This window comes from Sulfurirhabdus autotrophica, from assembly GCF_004346685.1.
Classification (GTDB): domain Bacteria; phylum Pseudomonadota; class Gammaproteobacteria; order Burkholderiales; family SMCO01; genus Sulfurirhabdus; species Sulfurirhabdus autotrophica.
In genome coordinates this window covers 1-16,215 of record NZ_SMCO01000037.1, presented here as the reverse complement: position 1 = coordinate 16,215, position 16,215 = coordinate 1, and the positions used below count along the sequence as shown (strand labels likewise).

Annotated in this window: 13 protein-coding genes and 1 riboswitch; of the genes, 3 read left to right on the top strand and 10 right to left on the bottom strand. The window is 47.7% G+C overall.

Translation table 11 applies throughout. The features are described from left to right. Together EDC63_RS18055 and EDC63_RS18930 are read left to right on the top strand one after the other, a co-directional pair. Window positions 1-239, top strand: a 239-nt coding sequence (locus EDC63_RS18055; RefSeq protein ID WP_132920979.1) for a VPLPA-CTERM sorting domain-containing protein, incomplete at its 5' end; no start/stop codon positions are given. A 40-nt stretch (window positions 240-279) separates the two neighbouring features. Beyond that, window positions 280-1,086 (top strand): VPLPA-CTERM sorting domain-containing protein, encoded by an 807-nt coding sequence (locus tag EDC63_RS18930; protein WP_223248310.1) that lies wholly within the window; start codon window positions 280-282, stop codon window positions 1,084-1,086. Window positions 1,087-1,264: 178 nt separating this feature from the next. Here EDC63_RS18930 and EDC63_RS18045 read toward each other — a convergent pair whose 3' ends face one another. The 4 genes from EDC63_RS18045 to EDC63_RS18030 all read right to left on the bottom strand — a co-directional run bounded on the left by EDC63_RS18045 (window position 1,265) and on the right by EDC63_RS18030 (window position 6,304). Further along, the gene (locus EDC63_RS18045) at window positions 1,265-1,894 is read right to left on the bottom strand and encodes an NF038129 family PEP-CTERM protein (RefSeq protein WP_124946907.1); all 630 of its coding nucleotides are present in this window, start codon (window positions 1,892-1,894) and stop codon (window positions 1,265-1,267) included. 67 nt (window positions 1,895-1,961) lie between these two features. Beyond that, entirely contained in the window at window positions 1,962-4,046 is a 2,085-nt protein-coding gene (locus EDC63_RS18040) for a bifunctional metallophosphatase/5'-nucleotidase (protein WP_165923040.1), read from the bottom strand. 231 nt (window positions 4,047-4,277) lie between these two features. Then, window positions 4,278-5,588, bottom strand: a complete 1,311-nt coding sequence (locus tag EDC63_RS18035) for an ATP-binding protein (protein WP_124946909.1) — start codon at window positions 5,586-5,588, stop codon at window positions 4,278-4,280. After that, on the bottom strand, window positions 5,588-6,304 hold the full coding sequence (locus EDC63_RS18030) for a response regulator (protein WP_124946910.1): 717 nt from the start codon (window positions 6,302-6,304) through the stop codon (window positions 5,588-5,590). The genes EDC63_RS18035 and EDC63_RS18030 overlap by 1 nt, the downstream gene beginning before the upstream one ends. A 233-nt stretch (window positions 6,305-6,537) precedes the next feature. Here EDC63_RS18030 and EDC63_RS18025 point away from each other — a divergent pair, with 233 nt between their 5' ends. Further along, window positions 6,538-8,436 carry an ATP-binding cassette domain-containing protein gene (locus EDC63_RS18025; RefSeq protein ID WP_124946911.1) on the top strand — a complete coding sequence of 633 codons (1,899 nt, stop codon included), beginning with the start codon at window positions 6,538-6,540 and terminating at the stop codon, window positions 8,434-8,436. Window positions 8,437-8,478: 42 nt separating this feature from the next. Here the strand turns inward: EDC63_RS18025 and EDC63_RS18020 are convergent, their stop codons facing one another. The 6 genes from EDC63_RS18020 to EDC63_RS17995 form a co-directional block, all read right to left on the bottom strand. Further along, complete coding sequence (locus EDC63_RS18020; protein WP_124946912.1) at window positions 8,479-9,375, bottom strand: hypothetical protein; 897 nt, start codon at window positions 9,373-9,375, stop codon at window positions 8,479-8,481. Window positions 9,376-9,396: 21 nt separating this feature from the next. After that, on the bottom strand, window positions 9,397-9,969 hold the full coding sequence (locus tag EDC63_RS18015; RefSeq protein WP_370685882.1) for a LemA family protein: 573 nt from the start codon (window positions 9,967-9,969) through the stop codon (window positions 9,397-9,399). Between the two features lie 32 nt (window positions 9,970-10,001). Then, on the bottom strand, window positions 10,002-11,459 hold the full coding sequence (locus EDC63_RS18010) for an EAL and HDOD domain-containing protein (RefSeq protein WP_223248311.1): 1,458 nt from the start codon (window positions 11,457-11,459) through the stop codon (window positions 10,002-10,004). Between the two features lie 153 nt (window positions 11,460-11,612). Then, window positions 11,613-14,033 carry a DUF1631 domain-containing protein gene (locus EDC63_RS18005; protein ID WP_124946913.1) on the bottom strand — a complete coding sequence of 807 codons (2,421 nt, stop codon included), beginning with the start codon at window positions 14,031-14,033 and terminating at the stop codon, window positions 11,613-11,615. A 200-nt stretch (window positions 14,034-14,233) separates the two neighbouring features. After that, window positions 14,234-14,323: riboswitch (cyclic di-GMP riboswitch) on the bottom strand. Between the two features lie 159 nt (window positions 14,324-14,482). Next, window positions 14,483-15,676 carry an iron-containing alcohol dehydrogenase gene (locus tag EDC63_RS18000; RefSeq protein WP_124946914.1) on the bottom strand — a complete coding sequence of 398 codons (1,194 nt, stop codon included), beginning with the start codon at window positions 15,674-15,676 and terminating at the stop codon, window positions 14,483-14,485. After that, window positions 15,673-15,978 (bottom strand): antibiotic biosynthesis monooxygenase, encoded by a 306-nt coding sequence (locus EDC63_RS17995; protein WP_124946915.1) that lies wholly within the window; start codon window positions 15,976-15,978, stop codon window positions 15,673-15,675. The genes EDC63_RS18000 and EDC63_RS17995 overlap by 4 nt, the downstream gene beginning before the upstream one ends. Between the last annotated feature and the right edge of the window lie 237 nt (window positions 15,979-16,215).

Below are 16,215 nucleotides of genomic sequence, written 5' to 3'. Positions count from 1 at the left end.
ATTGTAATGGTTCAAGTTCTGGCAATACCATCAACACTGTATGGGATGCAGTTTCAATTGATACCAACATGGATCCTGACAGCTTTTCAGGTACCCAGATGATTGATGGTCCGACGATAAGCCAAAGTTGGAATTTCAATATTAATGGCATCCAAGCGGTACCCGTTCCAGCCTCATTATGGCTGTTCAGTTCAGGCCTGCTGGGTTTAATCGGTGTGGCACGACGCAAAGCTGCTTAATAGTTTTTTGCACTCATAATGTCAATTGGAGAGTAATGCCATGAATCAGTTGAAACAAATGACAATGAGCGTTGCCGTTTCTATGTTATTTTGCGCCAGCGCGGCACATGCTGTTTATACCCCCATAGTGAGCACCACCGGCAATAATATGACCATGGTCGGTTCATCCAACGGTTTGACTGGTGGCACGAACGACGTGACCTTTACCTGGAATGGTACTTGGTATAACTCTTTGGTCCGCGATGGCAGTTCCAACGCAACTCTGTCCTCGCCAACCGCATTTAGTGGCAAAAAATGGACTGCACACAACGTCAATGTTTATGCGGCTGGTAACTACACTTTTTATACAGGATGCCCAGCCGGTGATCCTGCCTGCGGAATCGGCCCGGCTTACAACCTGTCTGTAGGTTATGGTCAAGTGGGCGTACACCTGTTGTGGGATTGGAGCAGTTCCAAAGATGTCGACATTGTTCTGCTTTGGGACATGAACAAGTCCTGGATGCAAACCGGAACAACCTCACCTTTTTCTACGGGGGGAACAAATCTGAATGGCAATACCATGAATACGGTGTGGAGTGGCGTATCTATCGATACCAATATGGATACGGATAATTATAGCGGCACCCAGATGTTAGATGGTCCCTTTGTTGGTCAAAGTATGAATTTCAATGTTACTGGTGTTCAAGTTTTTTATCAATGTAGTTGGCCTTACGATTTTGGATTGTGTAATCCCAGCGATGGGCCTGGGCCTATTCCCGGACCTCTTCCAACGCCCATTCCTGCCTCAGCTTGGTTGTTGGGTTCTGGCCTGTTGGGCTTGATTGGTTTGGCGCGACGTGAAAAGTGAAAGTAATTGTAGCTGCATATCTCGTAGCTCTTGAAATGATATTCTGGTCAGCATCATTTATTGGGTGTTAAAAATGCGCTAGAAATTAAGTAAAATTCAGTGTTGATGACAGTCAGTTAGTTTAATGTCAAAGTTCCCGCCTCAATGAGCGCGGGATAAATGGAATATTTATTCTATATCAGCAAGTAAATTTTATTTTTGTGGCGAAAAATGTTCGTCTAATTCCTGCAAACATGGATATACCTGCAAGCAAAAATCCCCATGAGCCTGGGAGTGGAACGGGGGTGGGTGCAGTCGTCGATACGGAAACAGGATCTGATTTTGCCAGTACTTCCATTGTCCCATCCCCTTTCAGGTTAGTTATTAGTGCAGAACCCCAAACCGGGTCGGCAAGTAACGAGTTGAAATTAGCGTCATAAAATGACAAGCTAAAAGCTGTGCCACTTGCCCCAGGAGTTGGCGCGGGCATTACCCAGTCGAGGCTGAAGCTCAATGTCGATCCAAATGAAAATCCTTGCAGCAGATCATTGAAGTACTGGCTATTTGCCAGCGTAATGCCATTGTTTAGATTGCCAGAAACATCACCTGTCAAGGTGGGTAAGCCGACAATGCTGCCGTTTGTGGTAAATGCTGCTACGGTAGCAGTGGCTGAAGGGGCATCAACGTCGCCAGGATTGAATTGAAAATCCAGCCAGCCTGTTTGTCCTGCTAGCAGGCTCGTATCAACGGTATTGTACCAGGTATCTGCCAGTACAGCCGTGGAGGCAAAAAAAGCGAGCAAGCCTGCGATGAGATTTTTCCTAAACATAATGAATTCCTTTTGTTAATTTGAAAAGTGACCACCGGCTGTCTGGGAAGCCGATGGTGTACACGCCTTATACGCCGCCGGTATAGGTTGCAGGGCTGTAGGTGATTCTTGTGGGTGATGAGTTTTTAAACTGCACTTTTACTGTGGTGCTGCTTCCTGGCGCTAGGCTGCCTGTCAGTGTCAGGTAGGGCTGGTTGTAATATGTGCCTGCAGCATTGACGACGGTTGCAGTCGATGTCAGGCCCTCGATAACTAGCTTAAGGGGTGCCTGGTGCGGAACTGTGCCAGTATTGCTTACCGTGATTTGGCCGGTGTATATCTGGCTGCCAACGTTGTAGGTTAGCCCTGACTTTACCATGTTGACTCCTGAGGTAACCCTGACTGCCAAGGGTTGCACAAACGGCTGCGCAGGCCAGGCCGGAGTGGCTGCTGCATCTGTGATGTTATGTCGTGCGCCATTTGCAAGCCAGCCCTGTGTCAGGGCAGTAGTAAACAGCTCTTGCGGGTACCATGGATTACCTGTTGCGGGATTGATCAATGATTTGACATTGCTGAAACCGCTGAAACTGCACAGTATTGTGCCTGTCCCATCTGCGGTATCAGTGGGGCGTAAGCAACCTGTGGCAGTCAATGTGTCAGTGTCTGCAATGGGTGAGCCATTGGCATGCACAATGGATTGCACTCTTTGGCCATCAGGGTGTGACAAGTCAACGTTGATATTTAATCCGGACCAGCCATTGGCCCAGCCCCCGCCCTGTAAAAAACTGTCGAGCGAATATACTGCCGTTAAATCGCTTTCAAGGATGGATTTGATGGCCGAGCCTGCTATGGTTCCCGTTCCAAGCGTGTAGGGAACAGGGATATAGCGATAAACGTCTTCAATCGTCAGTGCACCGTCGGCTACGTAATTGTCTTCATACGTCATACCTGCTGCAGGGGTGGGTGCATCCATACGGAAGCCGGGAGTGATGGCAATGTCAGTTCCGGTTTGCTGGCGCAGGGTGTCGGTCCAGGCATTGTTGAAGGTGGATTCCAGTGCATCTTCGCGATCCAGCGGCGCATAAACATGGCCCAGTACAGTGTTGATTGGCTGTGTCAGCTTGAGTGTCATGCCATTCATGGGGACGGTCATGTTGGGATTGGCAGTCAGGAAAGGTGCGCGTGCTGCATCTACCAATGTTTTCATGGCAGGATCATCTGGGATGCTGGAATCTACGGGTAATAGTGTCCAATTGAATACTGGGGTTTGGCCGCTCACTACATCTACATCCATGCGTCCCAGCCAGCCATCATGTCCAGCTTCTACGACCAGTGCGCCACTCTTGGTTTTGAGCGGGGTGAAAATGGTGTCGTGGGTATGGGCTGAGAAGAATACATCCACAGCTCCCGCACTAATGACGTCTGCAAGCCGATAATCTTTTTGTAGCCCCAGTTCACTCATAACCATGACCAGTTCTGCGCCTTGACTGCGCAGGGATTGCGCCTGAGTGTTGATCAGGTCACGATAGGCAGTTTCACCCTGTGTGAATGACAGGCCGACTGCCAGCATGGAATCCATTTGCGCAACAATATCGGAAGTAAGCCCAATGAAGCCGACTTTTACACCGCCAACGGTTTTTAGCAGCGTGCCCGGTAATAACAGACCGCCTGCATTGGCACCAGCAGTGGATTGCATGTTAGCTGCCAGATTTGGAAAGTTCGGCTTTTTAACAGTAATACTGACCGTTGCCTGAAGTAAATTCTTTTGAAAGGTTGTCAGGTTGTTGACGTAGCGAAGACGGAGCACGTTGGGGCCATAGGCAAAATCCCAGTTACCTGGTACGCCGACATCCACACCCAGTGAATTGAGCGGATCGATCACCGCATTGCCCAACGTATAGAGTGCTTCAACTCCGCCGTGGTACGTGTCACCCACGTTCATCAGTACTGAGTTCGGGTTTTGTGCGCGTATCTGTTTCACCAATGTGGCGACCCGTGCCAGGCCACCTCGAGATTCATAAACTACTTGGCCATTCTTTACGACTTTATCCAGATGGGGGGTGAGATGGGCGTGCAGATCATTGTTTTCAATAAATGTCAGGGTAACAGCCTGGGCTTGAATTGCAGCTAATGACATAGCCAGGACGGTCAGGCTGAGTTTGAATTTTTTCACTATGGTCTCCTCTTTCATGTTTCCCGATGCTGGTTAGCGGCAGGATTATCATTTGTTTAACGGGAGCATCATGTATTGATGCATGTTGCCATCATGCTTGTAACTTATTTCATGGTGATGTGGCAGGCGTGACGATTTATGACGAACTGTTTCAATTTGTTACAGCAGGAGGTGCAATAAAAATCAGTGGGACTGAAAGTGAATGAGATTGGGTTGCGTCAACAGGGAGGGTTACGCTGGTTTTGGTATGATGATTTGGGCGATCATTCCACCGTTTTCCCTGTCCAGTAAATTGATTTCCCATTTGTGGATGCGAGAGATTTCCAGCGCGATGGCTAACCCTAATCCAGTGCCGCCCTGATCGGGATGCCGGGATGTGTCAAGGCGATAAAATGGACGAAAAACAAGTGTTTTTTTCTCATCAGGGATTCCAGGGCCGCGGTCACGAATTTCTACTATGATGTTGTTGCTTTCACTGCCCAGCCAGATTTCTACTGGCAGAGACGCGCTGTAATGAATCGCGTTATCCAGCAGATTTGACACAACACGCTTAAAGTCCAGCACAGATAATTGAAGTGCACATTCAGATAACCCGCTTCTGATTACGGGGGAGGTAGCGTCACAATATTCCCTGCTCCATTGGTCTAATAGTTTTGCCAGGTCAGTTTGCTCGGATACGGCGGGTTGCTGGGCGCGGGCAAATTGTAGAAACTGGCCGATCAGACCGTTCATATCGTCAAGATAGCGTGAAATTCTTTCTATCAAAGCCGGGTCGCGTGATTCGCGAAGCAACTCCAGTGCCATCACCATGCGGGCGATGGGTGTTCGCAAATCATGGGAAACACCTGCCAACATAGTGGTTCTGTTATCCAGTAATTCGTGTACCCGCTGCGCCATGTGGTTAAAATTATTGGCAAGAGTGGCTAACTCTTCAGGTCCTTCTTCTGGGATGGGGTCGGGTCTTGCGCCTCGCGCCAGATCATCCGTTGCTGCAGTAAATAGGGTAAATCGACGTTTGATGAGGTTGGTCAGCCATAATGCACTGACCACACTCAATGTGAAAGTTCCACCTATCACTATCAGCATGGCAAGAATCGGGCTGGTGCCGATCCGGTCGCGTGAAAACTCAATACGAACTTCGCGCCCGGACAAAGAGAAATCTACGCGATATCGATTATTTTCGCCTTTCACTGCACGTACGTTTACCGGCATGCCTAAATGATTAGTTAATGCATTTTCAAGTAGCATAACGTAGGGTAAATAACTGGTCTCATCACCTGTTTCATATGTCGAAGGATTAATGTCAATACGGTGTATTCTGCGCAGTTCTGAGCGGAAATGTTCAAACTGTTCGGCTGGTAATGCCACCGAGGTTTGTGCGGAAAAAATGATGAGCGCAGCAAAATCATTTACCGAGTTTTTTACTACAGGGTAAAAAATTAGTGCGCTGGTGACGGACAATGTGATGATCTGCAGCACAAGCGTCAGGCCGAGAAACAAAAATCCGATTCGACCTGCAAGGGTTGCGGTAATGCGCGCCATTATTCCGAGGGGGTTTCTGGTTGGGGCGAAAACAGATATCCCGCACCCCACACTGTGCGAATATACTTTGGACGAGAAATGTCCGGTTCAATTTTTCGCCGCAAGCGCGTCACGCGTACATCTATACTGCGGTCGAAAGGAATGCGCTCGTAGCCTTCTGCCAGGCTGGAGAGTTCATCCCTGTTCAAAACACGATTAGGATGTTGTGCAAAAATTTTCAGTAGTGTGAATTCACCTGTGGTCAGGGGTATTTCATCCCCGTCCCGGTTTAGTTGATGAGCGCCAAGATCAAGCCGAAACGGCCCGAAAGTGATGGTATTTTCAGGTGGCGAAGCTTCTGGTTGAGAGAGGCGGCGGAGAACAGCACGTACCCTTGCCAGTAATTCTCGAGGATTAAAAGGTTTAGAAAGATAATCATCTGCGCCGATTTCCAGCCCTACAATGCGATCTATATCCTCACCCCGTGCGGACATAATGATGATGGGAGTCGGCGAGCTGGCGCACAGACGCCGTGCAATAGAAAGGCCGTCTTCACCCGGTAGCATTAAATCTAGCAAGATCAGATCGGCTGGAGTTGCAGCCAGAAACTGATCCATTTCTTTCCCATTTTCAGCTAATGTAACCTGGAGTCCGTGGCCTTGCAGGTATTCCTTCAGCATGCCGCTTAGTTCGCGATCATCATCCACGATCAGTATGTTGGAGTGTGAGTGTTTCATATTTTACAAGGTTACCATATGCAGGCGTAGATAAAGGGTTGGACGCCACTGCTGTAACAAAATGTAATAAGTTGGGGTGCAGTCACAGGCGTGAAAAAGCAAGTATAGGTATGGGGAGTATGCGTGCAACTCAGGGTGCGCGTTTGTTTGGGGCACGATAACCTGTAAGTCGATGTTTTTGATAATGGGCATGGTATAATGATCGGCTTTTCTACTGAATTTTGTTCCCTGCCATGCCACTTCTTACCCTTGATAATGCTTTCCTTGCTTACGGTCACGTCCCCCTTCTGGATGGTGCTAGCCTTGTTTTTGAACCAGGTGAGCGTATTGGATTAATTGGCCGTAACGGTACTGGCAAGTCCAGCATGCTGAAAGCAATTGCGGGTGAATCTCATCTGGATGATGGCAGTGTGTGGCGAGCACCGGGAATCAGGTTGGCTTATGTGCCGCAGGAACCTGTTTTGGATCCCGATCACACTGTGTTTGAAGCGGTAGCAGAAGGCTTGGGTAATGTGAGCAAGTTGATGCTGGAATACCATGAGGTTACTCACTCCATGGGTGACCCGGATGCGGACATCGATGCCCTTATGGCACGTATGCATGATCTGCAGGTTGAACTGGAAGCGCTGGATGGCTGGCAGGTGCAGGCAAGGGTGGATACGACTTTAAGCCGGTTGAGTTTGCCGGAAGACTCGAAAATAAGTGAACTTTCCGGAGGTTTGCGTAAGCGTGTGGCGCTGGCCCGGGCTTTGGTAATGGAGCCGGAAGTTTTGCTGCTGGATGAGCCGACCAACCACTTGGATTTATCCGCAATTGAATGGCTGGAAGGTTTGATGCGGGAATTTAAAGGCAGTTTGCTGTTTATTACCCATGACCGACGTTTTCTGGATAACGTGGCAAACAGGATTGTTGAGCTTGATCGCGGCAAGTTAACCGGATTTGACGGCAATTTCTCTGCATATCAAATCAAGAAAGCCGAGTTGCTGGAAATTGAAGCGGTTCATAACGACAAATTTGATAAGGTTTTGGCGCAGGAAGAAGTCTGGATTCGCCAAGGTATCAAGGCGCGGGGAACACGCAACGAAGGTCGGGTGCGCAGGTTGGAAGCGCTGCGTCGCGAACGCGCACAGCGTCGTGAGCAGTCTGGTAATGTCAATCTGAATGTGGAAGCGGGTGAACGTTCCGGAAAATTGGTTGCAGAACTGGAACACGTCAGTAAATCCTACGATCATAAGACCGTGATCAGTGATTTTTCTTGTCGCATTATGCGTGGCGATAAAATCGGCCTGATTGGCCCGAATGGGGCGGGTAAAAGTACATTGCTCAAGATGATCTTAGGGCAGCTTGAACCTGATCAGGGTGTAGTCACGCTGGGTACTAAACTGTCCGTGGCCTATTTTGACCAGTTCCGCGAACAACTGGATGATGAAGCAACCGTGATTGATACTATTAGCCAGGGTAGTGATTTTGTAGAGATTAACGGCGAACGTAAGCATGTCATCAGTTATCTGGAAGATTTTCTGTTTGCCCCGCAACGTGCGCGCTCCCCGGTAAAATCATTAAGCGGTGGCGAACGCAATCGTCTATTGCTGGCACGCCTGTTTACCCGTCCCGCAAACGTGCTGGTGCTTGATGAGCCAACCAATGATCTGGATATTGAAACGCTTGAATTGCTTGAAGCATTATTGCAGGAATACACAGGTACTGTTTTGCTGGTGAGTCATGACCGGACATTTCTCGATAACGTTGTAACCCAGGTGGTGGCATTTGAGGGCGATGGCAAGTTGCAGGAATATGTGGGTGGGTATGATGACTGGGTGCGTTATAAAAAAGCGCAAACAGCTTCCAGTGCAAAAAAAACTGAAACCCCTGCCGTCAAGCAAAAACCAGTAGAGGCTAAACCGGCGGCCCGTGCCAAGTTAAGCTATAAGGAAAGCCGCGAACTGGAAGCATTGCCCCAGCAAATCCAGGCTTTAGAAAAAGAACAGGCAGCTATAACTGAAAAATTGGCCGATACTAGCTTGTATCAGACTCAGCCAGATGAAGTTAAAGCGTTGCAAGCTCGTTTTGCTGAAATTGATGAAGAGATGCTGCTGGCACTGGCGCGTTGGGAAGAGTTGGAGGTGAAGTAATCTGTTTGTTATTCAAATGCAAAGTGGAATGACAACTACTGTTTAAACAGTGATGTAGATGCACCCGCCAATTGCGCTAATGAAAAGTACAAGATGCAGCCATGCCCAGATGGCATAGGTGCGAATCAGTTTTTCCGGTGGCTGATTGGAAATAAGGAACAGCCTGCCATCTCGGGGTTTACGCATGACGTGTACGCCATCTTTGAGGCGGAGTTCCATGTGCTGTTTTTCTACTTCCCGCCGGGCTTGGTTACGAGCTAATTCCCACTCCTGAAGGTCAATTTCACCGTCTTTGTTCAGATCAAATCTTTGTAGCAGGTTTGCTTTGTCTTTTTTCCATTCCGCAAGCAGTTCATTTACGTCCGCTTTTAAACTGAGCTCAGAGTTTGCGCCACCTAAAGTGATGTGTTCGCCAATTGCGTAGAGTGGTTCCTGTGCTAGTAAAAGCCACTCTGTATGGCGGTATGTCCCTTTATGCCAAACTTGTTTGTGGGTGGTGATGATTTCAGCATGGTCAGGGTCAACTGCACATTTTCCGCTACGATCGTTGAGTATAAACGTGTCGCTGCTCATGCCGCTATCCGCAGTCTTCCAGTTGTTGTCATTATCCCTTTGTTCAATAATGTACCGAAACCATAAACAGGGCAGGCCGGTCAGCTTGCTGGTCAGGGTGTATCCGTCATGTTGTTCACCGCGGCCAAAAAACTCCACGTAACCTTGAGCAGCTGATGCAATTTTGGATGTGGGTGTGTCGCCTACCATCCGATAACGCCGCAGATTGCCAACCCATGCAATAAAGCTGGTGAGCGCAATTAATGCGAATGAGATAACCCAGCCTGTCCGGGTTCCCATTTTGACGCCAATGAAAAGCAGTGCAAGGTTAAAACCGGAGGCAAGAAAATTTGCGTAATGCAAACGCAGTTCGGACAACGACGGCATGCCGAATAGCTTGAAGCTTGGTTAGCTGAAAAGCTGTTTGACGTTTACATCAGCCAGTTCTTCAGCCTGAAATTCCAGCAAGTCGAATGGCTGAAAATTGAAAATGCGCGCAATAATCAGATCGGGAAACTGTTCAATACGCACATTGTTAACGTTGACGCTTTCATTATAAAATTCACGCCGATCAGCGATAGCGTTTTCCAGCCCGCTTATACGAGCCTGCAAGTGCTGAAACGTTTCATTGGTTTTCAAGTCCGGGTAGGCTTCGGCTACGGCAAATAAATTACCCAAACCAAGTCTAAGCGTGTTTTCAGCTGCACCCAGCGCGCCAATATCCTGTTTTTCGCGTGCCTGTGATACTTGTGAGCGCGCCTGCATGACTTTTTCCAGTGTTTCCTGCTCAAACTTCATGTATTGCTTGCAGGTTTCTACGAGTTTGGGTAATTCGTCGTGCCGCTGTTTCAAAAGAATATCAATGTTAGCCCAGGCTTTGCTGACATTATGTTTAAGCATGACTAAGCTGTTATATGCAATGATCGCATATACGCCAACAATAACGATGATTGTAAGCGTAATGAGTCCGAACATCCCCATTTATTTCCCCTTAAGAACTGCTTGTTTGAATTTTAGTTTTCTAATTCTTCAGCCCAAATCAGTGATTTGACATGAACAAGGTTAACTTCGTCTGCACTGAAACCACAAGCTTCGGCCTGTTGTTCTATTGCTTCCTGGTCAAAGTTTTCACAGGCAATGGCAAGCTGTAAATACGGTGCATAAATACCCTGGCGATTCATAATCGCATCGACAACTGGCGTGGGTAAATTGAGTTTCGACATAGCCTGTTCCATCGGCGCGTTGAGCAAGGCATCCAGCACTGAGAAAATGCCGACAATAAACAGTCCGCCATGATCTTTCGGTGGTAATTTTCTTTGCCCAAGTGTTTCAGTAAAGCGCGCACGTATCAATGCGCTTTTGAGCAGCGCACGGCTGCGCTCATCAGCTTTCCCTGTCGTAAACATCAGTAATGTGAGCCAGCGGTATAGCTGGTCATATCCGAGTAGAACCAGTGCATGGCCAATAGAGCGAATGGTTTGCTGCAGGCCGTTTGCCGGGCAATTGATGTATTTAAGCAGCTTGACGGAAAGTGCGGCATCCAGTTTGACTTTCTGCTCCAGTTCGCTGATTTCAGCATGGTTCATGACCATGTTGAGCATTTCCATCACGCGAATGCGATTGCTATCCAGACGTTGTGGAGAATCTGGCTGCAGTTTGGTGAAGTAATACCCCTGGAATGAATTAAATGAGAGGTTTTTATATGCGTCAAAGGCATCATTCGTTTCAACATTTTTGGCAATAAACAAAGGGGAAGCCACTTTCTTCATTTTTCCTATTTGTTCGCTTAGCATTAGCGCATCGTACTGCCGAGTGTCAATTCGCACATATTTACTGAGCTTCAAAAATGCATCCAGTTGCGGAACATACTCGAAATCTTCCAGTGCAAGTGGAATGCCCTGCTTCACCAATTCCTGGCAGCGTTCAAAGAGTGGTTGCGGAGCACCGGGTTCAAGATGAATCGCTACGCATACCTTTTCTTTTGGAAGTTGTTCTATGAGCGGATTGAACAGCGTAGCGGGTGAAAGATTGATAAAGGTGAGTTTGTTTCCCAGTGCCTTCTGGAAATCCAGATCAATCACGCTGATTATCAGCATCTCATCCTGCATTTTCTGGATGGTATTTGCTGCGTCAGTGGGAGGGAGTGCGCGCTTGTTCTGAAGTTTTAGCTCGTAACCGATTACGCGATGGGATGCGTCCAGTATGGGTTGATGCCCTAAAAATCGTTGGAGTGTTTGGCTGCCTTGAGCACGTTCACCATTGGTTTCTATCTCCATGACATCTGTCACGATTGTTTCAGGCGAGACATCCTGTGTGTCCACAATCTTTCTGCCTACTTGAACTGGCGGGTTCAGTGGAGGAATAAGCGGTGCTTTGTCTTTCTCTGTGGCAACATTTTCGATAGGTTTTTCCTGCTTTTTAACAGGAGCCGATTTGTCACTTTTTAGAAACTTCAGGTACTTTTCCAGCATGCAATTATCTTCCGGCTAAATGTAGATTTCATTTTAGCATGCAAGTATCGCGCAGATTAGTAAACATGCATAGTCATCTCAGGTATGAATCAGTCTCAGACTCGCTCTTCTCACCCCATATTCATTTGGATAAAGTATAAAGATCACACAAAATTATTCTATTGCTGAAACTGGTTGATTTAACCGGTCAAGCAGGTTGCTTACAGCCCGATCGACAAGGTTGTCATCGTTAATGATTTCTGCCAGCCCATCACGGAATTTCATCTCCAATCCAGATGGTGTAATGGAAACTGCACGCTCTCCCAATCGGTTGGTAAAGAGATAGAGCCCTTTCATCGGGCTGACCCAGGCGAGCTTGGCACGTGTGCTAGTGCCGTCTGTTTGTAAAAATTCGATCCAGGTGCCGCGTTTTAAGCGACTGACCATGGCGGTGTAGTCATCCCCTTCAACTTCTGGGTCTGCTTGCCAATTGTCATCACTCAGAGTAAGTTCGTTAGTTTTGTTTACTGTATGTTCGTCAGCAATATTACTGATTTCCTGCAGGAGATTAAAATCTGGTTCGAGGGGGGTAGCAGGTAGCGCAATCTCCTCAAAATCCATGTGTGCTTCTGCATCGGATGATAAATCCAGCGCAAAATCGTCAGGTAAATCCAGTTCACTTGCGTTAAATTCTTCAGCTGCGGAAGCTTCTGCTGTGGTCTGCAATCCTGATTTAACCGCATCAGCATGGCATCTGACCAACGTAGAAAAAAAGGCATTACGCTCCTCTTCAGGCATGCCGGCTGTTTCCATACCATCCTGAAGGCGTTTCAATAATCCGGGTAATAAGCTGACAAGTTTTTTGCGATCCTCAGGAGCGGGTTTAGAGGTTACGCTCCAGACAAGGTTGTCCATTGTATCAATGGCATTGTTCCAGCGAACCCCATCTTCTCCCGTCTGAATGTAAGCCGATGTGAGGAGGGGTTTCCAATAGCCGGTCAGAAAGTTGCGAATGACCTCTGGTAAATGCTGAGCATGGATACGGCGACGCACTTCATCATGTGCCATGATTTTGGCAATCTCTTCTCTTTCCTGATGATGAATGACTTGGGCACTGCGACCAGTTAGTTCATCTGCCTGGTGTTTTTCAGCCGCAAGAAACTGCTCCAGTTCTTCTTCAACTTCGACAAAAATACCCACTTCATCTTCAAATTCATTCAGCACTTTTTGCACCAGGCTATCAACTAGCTTGTACAACCCCCCTTGATGGCCTTCCGCTTCATCCCAACCAATTGCTGCACCGGCCAGCGTGTCCAGAAACTTTCTTGCGGGATGGGATTTCTGCGAGAAGAAGGTTTTATCCATCATGGCTACTTTCAGCATGGGGATCTGCAAGCGGCCGATCAAAGCCTTGATGGCATCTGGGATATTCCGATCATCCAGAATGTAATCGAATAACATGGCCACGATGTCGAGCGTCATGGAATCAACATGCCCCAACGTATTCGCTACACTGGAAGACTTGATTTCCCGCAATACATTGGTTCGCCCACCAGTGAATGCGGCAGCATCCAGGGCGCCACCGTTAGAGACAAACCCTTCTATCTGACCGTGCTGGAGCTTGTTAAGTGCCTCCATTACGCCACTACCAATTTGTGCCGGGATACCTGCTATCCCGCCAGCGCTGCTACCTATAGCACTACCATTACCTGCAACCCCGCCCGTAAAACCACCGGCTACACCTGGCTGTGAAATGCCCATCCCTCCGCCACCCAATGTCAATAATTGTTGCAGGGTTGCAAATAGCTCGTTTCCACCGACGACAGGCTGACCAGCAGCAATGCCACCGGCAGGAAGAGTCATGCCGGATGCTGACGCTGAAGAAGCCTGTTTTTTCATTCCAACACGAATTTTTGGCAGGACGCCTTTTTCCACCAGATGCTGGTTTATTTCCTGATACATGTCTTTTAACTGGTCAGGCATATATTTATTGAACAGCCTTACCAGTAAGAGCTTAACTTTGACGTCGCAATTCCAGTCTTTAAGTGCTTCCATAAAGGCTGCACCAATGACTTCCGGTCCAATTGGGTTGTTATGGTTTGAAAGTTCCGGGTCATGTAACAAAATGCCGATACGTTTTTCTATGCCAAACAGCGCTTCAGCGCAGGTGCCGTGGATGTTGTTCGCAATGTTGATCGCAGCAAGGGATTCTTCCAGTTCGTCGGGATCTACCAAACTAAAATCAGATTCAAGGGACGCAGATGCTGAAAATGAGGCGTTTTTATCTTTGCGTGTTTCTTTGGCAAAGCTTTGGAGAAATTGCTGTTTAAATGCAGATTCAAGGATGGCACGCTTGTCACGGGCAAGCGTCATCGCTTCCATGTAAAGGTTGCGCATCTCGAATCCAGTATTGGTTTCGGAAAGCAAGAAAAACTCGTCGACAGCTTTTCCAAGCATGTCAGACAGGGCATTGACCAGTTTTGAGGCGGCCATATCCCGGCTATCGTTCAGAAATTGTGTGGTAGACGAGCTTGAAATACGTGATTTTTCAAACTTATTTATATGCACGACGTTCTGATTCGAAGCGGTTTTCATGATTCTGCTCCCAGCTTAGGTGAACTTTGTAATTATAGCGGATGGTTTGCTAAAAACTTAAGTCACCAATTGTTCCAATTCGATGCAATCCAAAGGGAGCGGGGGGTAACAAAGTGCCAGTGGCGATCCGGTATGCTTGAAGAGAATTGAAGGTGTTACCGTGCCGAAAGAGTATAGTCGAGAAATCACTCATTCAACCACCTAGCAATTCCGCTATCGTAGGACTTTTATCATCCCTTAGACCGGAAACTTTGCGTCCCCACCTTTCGATGGGTTTGCCCTGTTTAGGTATTACAACCTTCAGATAACTGACGGTTAAACGTAACGGATTTTTGTTACGTTATAGTTACCCTATCACAGAATTAAAGTCTATGCAATGGCGATTATGGTCTAAATAAGGGGTGTCAATGATGAATCTTTTTTAACCTTTAATGGATAAAAACTAAAGGTTAAATTCTGCGGGAGAGTATGGCTGATATTTCGGTATCCTCAAGCACAATTGGGTTGGTTTTCATGCTGCTGCCACGGCTATTCTTAACTATGTGCGGGAAATCACTTTCATTGATGCCGTAGTTGCTTAAACGAGGAAGGCATAGTTGTTCAGTCCAATCGTCAAGTAATTTTACCAGGTCTATGAGCGCGCTGGCGTTGTTCATCTCATTTTCAGTTTTTCCTGAGAGCAGCCGACCGATTTCAGCATACTTGAAGAGTGCCGGGTTGGCTGGCTCGCGTTGGGTCATGGCGATAATGTTGATCTCGGTAGCGGTCGCAACCAGTGTGCCGCATACCACACCGTGGGGGATGGGGAAAAATGCACCAAGCGGAGAAGCCAGTCCGTGGACTGACCCTAGTCCCACCTGCGCTAGAGTAATGCCTGAAAGCATTGCAGCGTACGCCATTCGTTCTCGCCCATTGCTGTCTTCCGGGTTATGAAACCAGGGAAGCAGGCCATCGCGAACAGCATTCAGACCGCTTAATGCCAGCGCATCAGTAAAGTGGTTAGCTTTGCTTGAAACATAAGATTCCAGCAGCTGAGTGAAAGCATCCATTCCGTTCGCTGCTATCAGTTCGGGTGGGCAGCTGGAGAGTAGATCCGGATCAACCACGGCATACTGTGGTACCAATAGTTCGTCGCGAAAGGATTTTTTGAAACCCGTACTGCCTTGAATGCTGAGTACCGCATTTTTAGTGGCCTCTGAGCCTGTCCCGGCAGTGGTCGGAACAGCAATAAACGGCGTAGAGGGGCCATTGTAAGGCAGTTCTGGCCCAACCCCTTCCAGATGATCCATCACTGAGCTGCCAGGGATAAGCAAGCCGGCAATCGCTTTGGCAGCATCCAGTACACTGCCGCCACCTATGCCGAGTACCACATCAATATTCACGTTCTTGAAACGGGCTACGGCATCATCCACCAATTGGGGGGAAGGTTCACCAGAAACCGTCAGCGAATCCCATGTGAAATTCTGTTGTTTCAGATTCTCACTTAACCATGTCCAATGGGGCGTTTCTCGGAAAGAGCGATCTCCAGTAACGATCAATACATGCTTGCCAAAATCGCCGAGCAAAGCAGGGATTTTTTTGAAACAGCCTGAACCAAATTCTATCCGTGGCAGTCGTGAAATAGAGAACGCGGGATTGGTCATTGATTTTCCTTTGAAGGAAGCAGCCCAAGGTAAGTGATCCCTTGTCGTGGTTCTGCCATCCAGTCGGTTACTGTGTCACGCCATTTCAGATAATGGGGTGTCAGCTTATGAGCTGCGGCACCATTGGCAGTTTCATACGCTTCATACAGTACAAAGCGTGCGAGTTCTTCCGGTAATTGCAATACATCAAACCGCAGGTTTTCAGGTTCTTTAATCGAAGCCAGGTGATTTTCTTGCGTGGCAGCGATAAATTCTTCAAGGTGAGCCATTTTGACATGGATGTGAACTATCGTGACATGCATATATTTTTTCCTCAAACTGCGATCGGTTGTATGCAGTATTTTGTTTCTGTTGCGAATTAGAAAGCCAGTAAAAGCGCTGATTTGACTCGCTGTGGTGTATCAGCAGACAATGCAAAATAATGGCGATAGCCTGATTTATATCAAAAGGCGGATTCAAGGATGAAGTGCAATTTTGAGTAATGTTGGTTAAGAGGGCGAGATGCGGTAGCATCCGAGCCTTTTTGACCAGCCAGTCGA

Coding starts and splice junctions, on each gene's coding strand:
- EDC63_RS18930 (WP_223248310.1), top strand. CDS start 280: ATGAATCAGTTGAAACAAATGACAATGAGCGTTGCCGTTTCTATGTTA.
- EDC63_RS18045 (WP_124946907.1), bottom strand. CDS start 1,894: ATGTTTAGGAAAAATCTCATCGCAGGCTTGCTCGCTTTTTTTGCCTCC.
- EDC63_RS18035 (WP_124946909.1), bottom strand. CDS start 5,588: ATGGCGCGCATTACCGCAACCCTTGCAGGTCGAATCGGATTTTTGTTT.
- EDC63_RS18030 (WP_124946910.1), bottom strand. CDS start 6,304: ATGAAACACTCACACTCCAACATACTGATCGTGGATGATGATCGCGAA.
- EDC63_RS18025 (WP_124946911.1), top strand. CDS start 6,538: ATGCCACTTCTTACCCTTGATAATGCTTTCCTTGCTTACGGTCACGTC.
- EDC63_RS18020 (WP_124946912.1), bottom strand. CDS start 9,375: ATGCCGTCGTTGTCCGAACTGCGTTTGCATTACGCAAATTTTCTTGCC.
- EDC63_RS18015 (WP_370685882.1), bottom strand. CDS start 9,969: ATGGGGATGTTCGGACTCATTACGCTTACAATCATCGTTATTGTTGGC.
- EDC63_RS18010 (WP_223248311.1), bottom strand. CDS start 11,459: ATGCTGGAAAAGTACCTGAAGTTTCTAAAAAGTGACAAATCGGCTCCT.
- EDC63_RS18005 (WP_124946913.1), bottom strand. CDS start 14,033: ATGAAAACCGCTTCGAATCAGAACGTCGTGCATATAAATAAGTTTGAA.
- EDC63_RS18000 (WP_124946914.1), bottom strand. CDS start 15,676: ATGACCAATCCCGCGTTCTCTATTTCACGACTGCCACGGATAGAATTT.
- EDC63_RS17995 (WP_124946915.1), bottom strand. CDS start 15,978: ATGCATGTCACGATAGTTCACATCCATGTCAAAATGGCTCACCTTGAA.